This window comes from Pedobacter folensis, assembly GCF_056490665.1.
Genome location: NZ_JBWJIF010000006.1, coordinates 246766 through 257684 on the forward strand (window position 1 = coordinate 246766; position 10919 = coordinate 257684).

Annotated in this window: 7 protein-coding genes; 2 read left to right on the forward strand and 5 right to left on the reverse strand. The window is 40.8% G+C overall.

All coding sequences use genetic code 11. The features are described from left to right. Nucleotides 1–3: 3 nt before the first annotated feature. The gene (locus AC04QZ_RS24910) at nt 4–1443 is read right to left on the reverse strand and encodes a hypothetical protein (RefSeq protein WP_478359913.1); all 1440 of its coding nucleotides are present in this window, start codon (nt 1441–1443) and stop codon (nt 4–6) included. Between the two features lie 607 nt (nt 1444–2050). Here AC04QZ_RS24910 and AC04QZ_RS24915 point away from each other — a divergent pair. Both AC04QZ_RS24915 and AC04QZ_RS24920 read left to right on the forward strand, forming a co-directional pair. Next, nucleotides 2051–3640: a hypothetical protein gene (locus tag AC04QZ_RS24915; protein ID WP_478359914.1), complete on the forward strand. Its 1590-nt coding sequence runs from the start codon at nt 2051–2053 to the stop codon at nt 3638–3640. A gap of 108 nt (nt 3641–3748) precedes the next feature. After that, a complete protein-coding gene (locus AC04QZ_RS24920) occupies nt 3749–5773 on the forward strand; it encodes a T9SS type B sorting domain-containing protein (RefSeq protein ID WP_478359915.1) in 2025 nt (674 codons plus the stop codon). Between the two features lies 1 nt (nt 5774). Here AC04QZ_RS24920 and AC04QZ_RS24925 read toward each other — a convergent pair whose 3' ends face one another. Genes AC04QZ_RS24925 through AC04QZ_RS24940 form a run of 4 tightly spaced genes read right to left on the reverse strand, consistent with a single transcriptional unit; the run spans nt 5775 to nt 10825 of the window. Next, complete coding sequence (locus AC04QZ_RS24925; protein ID WP_478359916.1) at nt 5775–6782, reverse strand: PorP/SprF family type IX secretion system membrane protein; 1008 nt, start codon at nt 6780–6782, stop codon at nt 5775–5777. A gap of 35 nt (nt 6783–6817) precedes the next feature. After that, a complete protein-coding gene (locus AC04QZ_RS24930) occupies nt 6818–8104 on the reverse strand; it encodes a hypothetical protein (protein WP_478359917.1) in 1287 nt (428 codons plus the stop codon). Between the two features lie 20 nt (nt 8105–8124). Next, nucleotides 8125–9606, reverse strand: coding sequence for a hypothetical protein (locus AC04QZ_RS24935; RefSeq protein WP_478359919.1), 1482 nt, complete (start codon nt 9604–9606; stop codon nt 8125–8127). Continuing rightward, entirely contained in the window at nt 9596–10825 is a 1230-nt protein-coding gene (locus AC04QZ_RS24940; RefSeq protein ID WP_478359920.1) for a hypothetical protein, read from the reverse strand. The genes AC04QZ_RS24935 and AC04QZ_RS24940 overlap by 11 nt, the downstream gene beginning before the upstream one ends. Nucleotides 10826–10919: the final 94 nt, after the last annotated feature.

Here is a 10919-nt window from a genome sequence, read left to right on the forward strand (position 1 = left end):
ATCCTATTTTTTAACTTTTAATAACATCTCCAACTTCTCAATTCTTCCCTCTTGCGATTGGTTCTTTTCTTTCTCTTGTGTGAGTTCTTTATCCTTCTTGATCAGATACAACGTGAGTTCTTCTACTTTTTGCAACAGTTTTACATTCAATTCGCCGAGGTTTACGCCGTTCTCAATCATTTGTTTAGCCGTTGGTATTTCGGGCAGATGTTTGTTGGTTTTTACAAATTTCTCGAGTTCATTTAAATCGGGAAGTTTATAAGTAGGTTCGAATACAAAATCGGCACCGGCATTCGTAGAGACTTTTATTTCGCGTGCACCGATTGTTCCGGCTACGGTAAGCTTTTCCTGTGGGTTAAAAGTACCAATACCAATCTGACCGTTAAGATCCAAGAACATAGCCGTCTGATACTCTAGTGCTTCATAACTATTTTTACTTTTTGCATATTGAAACTGTAAACCAGGACCGCCATTATCAACATTGGTTGTTATTTTCATACCATATGAATTTTCCTGTGAATTATGGTTGATCATCTCTAACGCAGCGTTTCCATTACCCAATTGTCCAAGTTGAAGTTTTTCGAAATTATAGACTCCTGGAATAACCACCTGTTTTGACAGATTTGAATCATTAAAATTTCCTATTTGGAGTAGAGCCGTCGGATTAGCAGTACCTATACCTACTCTTGCTGCATTAAGTACCAAAGGCTGATTACCATCACCTGTTTTTAAGACAACAGGATAATTGTTATTCAAAAAATTTATGCTAGTGAAGGTATTATCTATAGATAAAGTTCTTGCATCCCCTGGTCCAACCCTACTTGGGTAAAAATGTGATTTCCCGTATACTGTTAAGGGAACTTCCGGATGATCAGTACCAATCCCAACATTACCATCTGCATTCCAAATACCATTACCCGAAAAATAAACATCTCCTTTAAACCGGTTTCTGTAAGGAACCTCAACCGTTTTCACTCCCGTTAAAGGCTCATCTGCCGTGATCCATCCTTCAAACCAACTCGAAACTTCACCTAGTCCCTGAGCGTAAGCACTTACCGTAAACCGCTGATAAAAACTTTTGTCGTCTATGAAAATAATCACTTTTCCATTTTCGGCTGACAAAAACACTTTTGGCGTATAAGCTCCTGAAGAAGATATAGTTGCGTTATGAAAGTAGAAATTAGCAGGATCACTAAAATCACTCCCACCTGAATAGATGTAATAAGCAATGGTTAGATTGATTGTTTCTGCTGATTGGTAGTTATAGCCTGTAATATTAATTGTCGGCATTTGACTTGCCGGGATAAAAGGCAAATTGGTTTTAATTTTCACCCCATGTACTGGTGCGCTTTCTGCGGAGTAATTAAGGATATTATTATAGTTTTGAGCTAAAACTGTATTCGAGATGAATACGATTAAAATTACATAGAAATATTTCATCATATATTTTGTTGTTGATCTGGTTTTTTAGATTTATTGCCTTAGTATTCATTAAAGTAATTGATACAAGCTGCGATCAAAAAATTTAGCTGTTTTGCTCCTCGAGGTCTGTGAAACTTCAACGTTAACAGTTAGTGGAATCACGATAGCCTTACCGATTCTTCATCAATGATGAAGCAGCTAATTTTCATAAAAACATTTGTGCATGAGCGATAAACAACTTGTACAATAACGGATACAAAATAATTGTTTTTTTTAAGTCGACCGAGCGCAGCGCATAACCAAAACAGCCAATTCATCACCGATTTAGGCAGATTCGTCAAACAAAACATAACTTTTGTACAGCAACATCTAAAAGCACCATATTTTCGTCTATAATTTCTCCAATTTTGTAGCTGATGATTAAAAATTTCAATACAAAAACATCATCATCAAACAGCAATTCGATGAGCTTATTGTTTACACTCCTTTTTAATTCTATCGGATATAACTAAAGGGCATAATAAACCTTGCACTAAAGATGATTACATGCATCTAATATTAGATCGTCTCTTTTCAAAGTCAGGCCCCTGAATAAAAGAATAAACCCAAAAGTTTAAAGTTTAGAAAAATGAAAATAAAAAATTTAAAAGCCACTGTATTAAAAACATATGGAATCATCTGTCTGGCGGTATTTTTTGCAAATGTTGTAAAAGCACAAAATACCTTTCCACCGGATGGGAATACCGGAATTGGAACACTTTCTCCGGACAGCAAATTGAATGTAATTGGTGAAATACACAGTACCGGCATGCTTGGTAGTAGAGGCACTTATTTTAACGTGATGAAAATCCCTGCTCTGGATAACTCACCGGCCTATTTTTATATGGATACGAATATTCCTGCAAACGATACTCCTGCACCACAGATACAGATTACGGGGTATATGTATGGAAGTGGCAATTATACCTATGGAAGCGGCAACAAAGCAATGAAAGTAACTTTAGGCTGGTACTATTATCAGGGTTTTTATTGGACTCAATTCCAAAGCGATTTAGGCTATCAAAAACCTGACCGAATCAGGCTCGGGAAATATGAAAAAAATGGTGCAGAGTATATTCGTATAGAGATTTCCAATAATTCTACCTACTGGGCCAACTATACTATCTCGGCTACAGACCGTGCTGATTTTTGGTCTTATTATTCGGACTGGACTTTCGGCACTGGAGAAATGCCAGCCAATACTACCCAAATTACAGAGGTTGTACAACAAAAGGAAGTGGTAATTGATGGTAACCTCGGCCTGGGAACTGCAGCACCCGAGGGTAAGTTAGATGTAAGAGGTGTTGGATATTTTAATAATCCGGCGGGACAAAATTATGGTGCAATTGCTGTTGGTGCCTCTGGCGTTGCTTATGGTACAGTTGGTTATGGCTATCGCTTTACGCCAACCAGTGATGCATATACCTATGCCAGTACCGATTTTTCTTCGCAGATTTTTTTTGTCCAGGGTGGGATGCGGTTTAGAACAGCTCCATGGGGCAGTTTAGGGAACAATGTTCCTTTTACCGATGCCATGACGATTCTGCAGAATGGGAATGTGGGGATAGGAACCATAGCCCCATCTTCACCCCTACATGTAGCAGGTGGAGGACTAATGACAGGTGGCTGGAATAAAACCGCTATGTTAGAAGCTAATTATCCTGTACAGGTTTTTAGTAGTGCGGCGAGTAAATATGGAGGTATAGGATATGATCGCGACAATGGAATGTGTTTATGGGTGAATTCACAAAGTACAGATTTAAATGGCTCTGGTACACTTGCTTTAATTATCGATAATTATGGAAATATGACAGTAGGGAGAGGTTCGCCTTCTACCAATACATCTTACAAGCTAAATGTGTTCGGAAAAGCCAGGGTAAATGAAATTGTGGTAAACACTACCGGTGCCGATTTTGTATTCGAAAAAGGTTATAGCTTACGCTCGCTGCCAAAACTCGAGCAATTCATCAAGGCAAATAAACACTTACCCGAAATTGCAGATGCAAAAAACATGCAGAGCCAGGGTGTAGGCGTAGGTGAACTGCAAACCAAGCTGCTACAAAAAGTAGAAGAACTGACTTTGTACGTGATCGAATTAAACAAAAAGAACATCAAACAGGAAAAAAGAATCAACCAGCTGGAATCGAGACTAAAAAGCAAAACATCCATCAGAAAATGATAATTTTAATTAGGCCGATGTTTTGTTTTAGAAATTAATCCATCCAACCATATTTGACCAATCATTTTATAATCAATATTTTTATCGCTTAACGCTCAATACTGCTTTATGTTAACACGTTTATTGCTGTTTCTATTTTTGGCTGGCGCTATCCTTACCGTACAGGCACAGGCTCCTGCAAACGATGACGTTAAAACAGCAAGTCCGGTTAAAAACACTTTGGTATACTGTTCTGCCGATGCCGAATTCAATAATAACCATGCAACGCCGAGCGGTTATAAACAAGGTGCTTTCTGGGGCAGCGAGGGAAAGGATATATGGTATAGCTTTACTGCCATCGGAACAGATGTTATCGCTACGGTAACCGGGCAATCTGCAGGGAATAATAACACATTGGTTAATCCGCTGGTTGCATTTTACACCTATAAAGACAATATCCTTACCGAGCAAATCGGTTCCATGACGACCGACCTTAACATCACTACGGCCTATAAAGGCGGGCTGGTTATTGGCAATACTTATTACCTGCGCGTTAGTGCCGAAAATAATGCAACAGGAACTTTTAAACTCTGTATCAATAGTTACAATCCGCCAAACAAGCCGGGACAAGATTTCTCCTCTGCCTCCCCTTTATGCAATAAAGACAGTTTTACCGAGCTTATGGTGAGTGGTGCCGGGCAGAATAACCGTGAAGCCGCCGGAACATGTTTAAGTACCGAATCGAATAGTGCCTGGTATACCTGGATAGCAGCCAATAACGGGAGCCTGGGTTTTACCATTACCCCCACAGCCGTTACCGACGATATAGACTGGGTATTATTTGACCTGGGGCCAGCCATTAATGCAGCAGTACCATCAGCTGTTAATGCCATCCGCTGCGCAGCCGGAAGCGGGGTAAGCTGTACGCCGAGGTATTATCTTACCGGAGCAAACAGCAGCTCGGCAGACCTTACCGAACAAGGTGGCTGTGCTTTAAATCAAGATGGCTTTGTAAAAGCAGTTGATATGGTTGAAGGCCATCAATATGCCTTGCTGATTGATAATTTTTCGAACAAAAACAACGGATTTAGTCTTTCATTTGATGGGAACGGAGAATTTCAGGGACCTAAATCGACTATTGTAAGGAGCACTGAAAATGCCTGTATGGATACCCAAAAATTTATATTCAAGGCTGATGCAAGTAATTATAGTAGTTTAAACTGGAGTTTTGGTGCAGATGCAAACCTGGCCAACGCCAATAGCGCAGGACCTTTCGAAATTACCTATGCCACTGCCGGCATAAAAACGGTAATACTCGAAGCCTTTTCGCCAAGAGGATGCCGTACGGTTAGCAGTTATTCTTTTTATGTCGCTTTAAAACCCGAAAAACCAGTCATTTCTGCCAACAGAACCAGTTTTTGCTTAGGCAGTACCATGGAACTCCGCATTCCCGAAATACCGGATGCCACCTACCAGTGGTCGGGCCCAGCCAACTTTAATGCCCTCACCGCAGCCGTTAGTGTACCGATTAATAGTTTTGCACAAGCTGGCGATTATGCTGTAATGGTGAAAGTTGGCGATTGTTATAGCGATGTAGCTACCATTAATATTCCAGAGATTGTTAAAAATCCGGTGGCCAGTTTCCAAACCGACCCAGCTATCCCGGGTAAGTTTGCTGCCCCTACGCCCATTACTTTCTTAAACCACTCGCGTGATGCCGACCGCTATGAATGGGATTTTGGCGACGGCGAAACTTCTACAGCTCATCAGCCTACACATGTTTATCAAAAGAAAGGTCGTTATAAAATTGAACTTCGGGCTTTTAGCACGAATGGCTGCGTTGACCTATTTACCATCGATGACTTAGTGCTGCTGGATGGAACCGGGCTACAGATTCCCAATTCTTTTTCGCCGAACGGGGATGGCATAAACGACCTGCTGAATATTAATGTAACCAATTTAAAAAGGTTCAACTTCAAAATATTTAACCGTTATGGTGATGAAGTTTTTTTCACCACCAACATATTCGATTCGTGGGATGGTAACTGGCGTAATAAACCTGTACCGGTAGGCGCTTATTATTATGTATTAAATGGGACAGACTTATTAAACAAAGATGTTCGCTACACAGGGTCGATCACCCTGATCAGGTAAATTACCACTGCCGTTGCGGGCACACCACTTTGTACACATTATTGAGCAGCAGGCCAAGTACGATTTCGTGGCTTCCTTTGCTGGCCTGATTGAGTGTGGAGGTAGTTACATCGTAGCTATAGCTCAGGTTGAAAAGATGGTTGACGTTAAATCCGGCCATCATGTTCAGGGCATCTTGCTTTCGGTAGCCTGCACCGATCCAGATGCGGTCTTTAAAACCCATCTTCACATTAACATCTACCGATAATGGTACATGGCTTACATATTTAAATAATACTGAAGGCGTAACATTCAAATCTTCGGCTAAGTAAAACTTATATCCGCTATTCAAAAATACGTGTGCCACCTGTTTTCCGGTATTGTATTGTTCATCGCCCGAAAAATTTAGCTTTTGGGGTAAAACCTGCTGAACAGATAACCCGGAAAAGAAATTTGCACCGTAAAGCCAAAGGCCTGCTGACAGATCGGGCAATAGCCGGGCATTGGCGGCATTGTTTAAAGCAGGATCGCGGGGATTTTCGAGCTGAAGGGCATTAATATCTATGGCTACACGGCTTAAGCCACCGGCAACACCTAAGGAGAGGTTAAGTTTATTGTTCAGCTGTAAATGGTAGGCATAACTTATATCAAAGGTAGTGGTTGATAATTGACCAGCTTTATCAGACACGGCTAAAAAACCCAGGCCATGGTGTGCTGGTGAAGCAGTATAGTTCTGGGTATAACTTAATGAGCGGGGATCGTTCCCATCGCCTGCAAACGAAAGTGCATTTGACCATAAGTATTCATCTCCAAGCGCCCAATGTGCAGATACAAAAGCCGTTTTAGGTGCATCCTGTAAACCCGACCATTGTTGCCGGTACCCCAATTTAACATCCGTATAATTTTCGATACCGCTTAATGCCGGGTTTAACAGGTAACTGTTCAGCAGGTATTGGCTATATTGCGGCCTTTGCTGTGCATTAAGCCCTAAGGCAGCGCATAACATCAACAACGAGAGCCACTTTTTCATTACCAGTTTTTATTTACCATTTGGTTGCCGCCCATTTATTTTTTCTCCAGCTTCTTTTCTAACAGGCGGATCCGCTCTTCCTGTTTTTTCACATCGTCCTGCAGGCCAATATACTGCTTATCCTTTTCAATCAGGTGCAGTGTAAGTTCTTCTATCTTTTTTAATAACAGTTTATTCATTTCGCCAAGGGCGATGCCATTTTCGGCGGCTTCTACAGCTGATGGAACTTCGGGCAAGTGTTTGTTCTTTTTAATATAACTTTCTAATTCTTTCAACGTTCCAATGTTATACCCCTCTTCAAATACATAATCTGGCTGACCATTTCCATCAACTCTGATCTCGTTGGCCTTAATTTTACCGTTTACGGTGAGCTTTTCAATTGGTGCTGTTGTTCCAATCCCAAGGTTACCTGCAGCGTTCCATATTCCATTCGGAAAACCAATATTGGCATGCCCCCAGCCACCGTCGTAGCCCAGCTCAATGGTTCCCTTTCCGCTTCTAATAAAATCGACCCGCTCGCCTGCGTCGTGAAAACCTATGGTAGTAAAATCAAGGCCTGATATCAACATATTGGTTCCATACGTCCAATTACCTGTATTTGGGCTTGAGTTCATGGAGATATCTCCAATACTGATATTTCCATCAGTATCATTAAACGTTGCGTTTCTGCCAACTACCACTCCACCGCCTACTACACGAAGTTTTGATTCGGGCAGACTGGTTCCTATTCCTACTTTACCATCAGCAGAAACCCTTACCTTCTCGCTTTGGTTCGTATAAATAGAGAGGCCTGTACTGTTGCTGTGCAGATTTTCTGCAACGCTGGCTATACCTGCCCATTTATCTTCACCAAGATAACCCGAATAGAACTTAAAGCCATTAAGCTCTCCTGGAGAGGCTGCAGTAACCCTCGAACTCATCATCCAACCATTTTGATTGGATTGAACATCAAGCAGGGTTTTCGGATCAGTAGTACCCACTCCAAGTCTTGGACCATTCAAGGTCATATAAGTCTCGTTTCTGGTTCCCCAACTTTGAATCTCTCCAGCCGGATCCCGCTTCCACCAGGTACGGGCATCAACACCAGGAACGAGACAAGAAACATCAATACTTATTCCATCGAATAAGGCAGCGCTCGTCCAACCAGAACCATTTACCCATCGGTACAACCACAGCTTGTTTTTGAAATCATTGTTGGTAAAACCAGCTCTTGAACCAATCTCTAGGTAATCGCCCTGGTTGTAGCCTAAATTCTGCGCAAAAAGCATTTTGCCAGTTAATACGTTACACAACAATAAAATAATCAAATAATACTTTTTCATTAATATCTATTTAGGCTTGTTTATTCGTGCATAATGGTTTTACCATCCATCTTCTTTTCCAGCACCGCAATCTTTAAATTCTGGTTATCTATTTTCTTGTTCTGCTCTATCAACTGTTTATTCTGTTCGATAACATGAAGCGTAAGCTCCTCTATCTTTTTCAATAATAGTTTGTTCATTTCACCGACCGCTATACCGTCACGTTCGAACTCTTTTGCCGAGGGTATTTCGGGCAGGTGTTTGTTTAATTTAACATATTGCTCGGTTTCTTTGAGTGATAAAATTTTATAATCTTCTTCAAATACGTAATCGGGTGCCCCTGCTCCATCAACCCTAATCTCGTTGGCCTTAATTTTACCGTTAACGGTTAACCTTTCTGTAGGGTTGGTAATGCCGATGCCAATATTGCCCCAAGAATCTATTCGCATCTGTTCTTTGTTGTTATTGGTACTAAAAGTCATAAAACCACCTAATTCGCTACTGCCCCTGTAAAAACTTACCGAACTATTTGTCTGCCCGTAAAAGCTATGTTCCAATGCAAAAGTTTTCCCATTGTAAGTGGAAAATTGGGTCTCGTACCCCTTTACCCCCAAGTAAGTTCCATCTCCGCTTTCGTCTCCTTCTCCCATTCTTGATAGTACAATACCAAGACTACCAAAACCTACATACTTAGCTACATCTAATACTGCTCTAGGTGCATCTGTGCTAATGCCAACATTACCATCGCCAGAAATCCTCAATCTCTCCGTCATTCCTGAGTATAAGGCAAGTCCGGTTTTATTACTGTGCAAGCTTTCTGCAACACTGGCAATCCCGGCCCATTTATCGTCACCGATATAACCTGAGTAAAATTTAAAACCATTAATCTCTCCGACAGATGTCGCATTAACGCGGCTATTCATGGTCCAGCCACTAGTAGGTTGCATCACCTCAAATTTTGTAGACGGAAAAGTGGTTCCTATGCCAACATTACCATCGCCAGAAATCCTCACCCTTTCCATCATTCCTGAATATAATCCAAGCCCGGTTTTATTGCTGTGTAAACTCTCGGAAATACTGGCTATACCTGCCCATTTATCATCGCCAAAATAACCTGAATAGAATTTTAAGCCGTTTATTTCTCCTACAGTTGGTGCATTAACCCGGCTATTCATCGTCCAACCGCTGGTAGCCTGCATCACTTCAAATTTAGTAGCAGGAAAAGTAGTCCCGATACCAACATTACCGCCTTGAGGGTTAATAAAAGTATTGCCCTGATTATAGTAGTTAATATAGGTACCAAAGCCAGCTCTTGAATCAAGGTGCAGATTTCCGTTGGTTACGGCTACAAAGGCATGATCGGTTACCTGGCCATTACCACCAACCTGCAGGTACTGCGACCAGGTAGAATTTGGCCCATAAAGATGGTATTGATCATTTGTGATATTTATGGCCTGTCCACTAGATGATCCAATTGTACAGGAAAACAATAAAGCAATTAATAAGATACTTTTAATTTCCATTCCTTTTAAGTTTTTGGTTTTCTGCTTCTAATTTTTCTACCCGTTTATTCATCTCGATCATATGCAGTGTGAGCTCTTCTATTTTTTTCAACAACATTTTATTCATTTCACCAACAGCCATTCCGTCGCGTTCCAACTCTTTTGCAGATGGTATTTCAGGTAGGTGTTTATTTGCTTTTATATAACTTTCCAACGCTCCCAACGTTGCAATCCTGTAATTTTTTTCAAAGACATAATCAGGCCAATTGTTAGCATCTACTTTGATTTCATGGGCGCGGATATTGCCGTTTACAGATAATCTTTCTTTTGGAAAAAGCGTACCAATCCCAACCTGTCCATTTAAATCCATAAACATGCCTGTACGATAATCGAGCATTCCATAACTGGTTTTACCCTGGGCATATTGAAATTGCAGACCAGGTCCGCCATTATCAATATTCGCCATTAATCTTATACCATAAGAACTTTCTGCTGAGTTATGGTTAACCATTTCCAAAGCAGAATTTCCATTCCCTAATTGTCCGAGTTGAATTCTCTCAAAATTATAAGTACCAGGAATGAGAACTTGCTTTGGCTGATTAGAATTATTGAAATCACCCAATTGGAGTAAGGCTATCGGATTTTTTGTCCCTATACCAACGTTGCCGTCCCATGCTAACCTCATTTTTTCTGTTTCACCGGAATAAAAAGATAAAGCAGTTTTATTGCTTTGAAAATTCTCAGCTACACTGGCTATACCTGCCCATTTATCATCTCCTATATATCCTGAATAAAACTTTAACCCATTAATATCACCTGGGTTAAAAGCATTGGTTCGCAAACTTAATGGCCAGCCGTTACTAGTGGTTTGTACCTCAAGCTTCGAAGTAGGAGTAAGTGTTCCTAGGCCTAAGTTACCTCCCGAAAGCATCATAAAAGTTTGCCCCATATCCCCCCACATCTGCTCCCCTGTAGCAGGGTTCCGCTCCCACCACGTTCTGGTATTTACCTGCGGCTGTAAAAAAGAAACATCTACCGCAATACCGTCATGTAATGATGCAGTAAACCAATCGATACCAGCTTGATTACGATAAAGCCATATTTTGCGCATCATATTATTACCTACCGTTGAACCTATATTCGATATTTCGAATACATCTCCCTTAGCAGTCCCGAGTTGGGCCTTTACATTATTAAAAAAACTGCCTAAGAATATTAATACCAATATTATTTTCTTCATTTTGTTATTTTTTTAACTTTAAATAATGTTTCCAGCTTTGCGATTCTTTCTTCCTGCGATTGATTTTTTTCTTTTTCCTGGGCAAGTTGTTTAC

Excerpts from the sequence above, each read along its gene's own strand:
- AC04QZ_RS24935 (WP_478359919.1), bottom strand. The coding sequence starts at position 9,606 with ATGGAAATTAAAAGTATCTTATTAATTGCTTTATTGTTTTCCTGTACA.
- AC04QZ_RS24930 (WP_478359917.1), bottom strand. The coding sequence starts at position 8,104 with ATGAAAAAGTATTATTTGATTATTTTATTGTTGTGTAACGTATTAACT.
- AC04QZ_RS24915 (WP_478359914.1), top strand. The coding sequence starts at position 2,051 with ATGAAAATAAAAAATTTAAAAGCCACTGTATTAAAAACATATGGAATC.
- AC04QZ_RS24925 (WP_478359916.1), bottom strand. The coding sequence starts at position 6,782 with ATGAAAAAGTGGCTCTCGTTGTTGATGTTATGCGCTGCCTTAGGGCTT.
- AC04QZ_RS24920 (WP_478359915.1), top strand. The coding sequence starts at position 3,749 with ATGTTAACACGTTTATTGCTGTTTCTATTTTTGGCTGGCGCTATCCTT.
- AC04QZ_RS24940 (WP_478359920.1), bottom strand. The coding sequence starts at position 10,825 with ATGAAGAAAATAATATTGGTATTAATATTCTTAGGCAGTTTTTTTAAT.
- AC04QZ_RS24910 (WP_478359913.1), bottom strand. The coding sequence starts at position 1,443 with ATGATGAAATATTTCTATGTAATTTTAATCGTATTCATCTCGAATACA.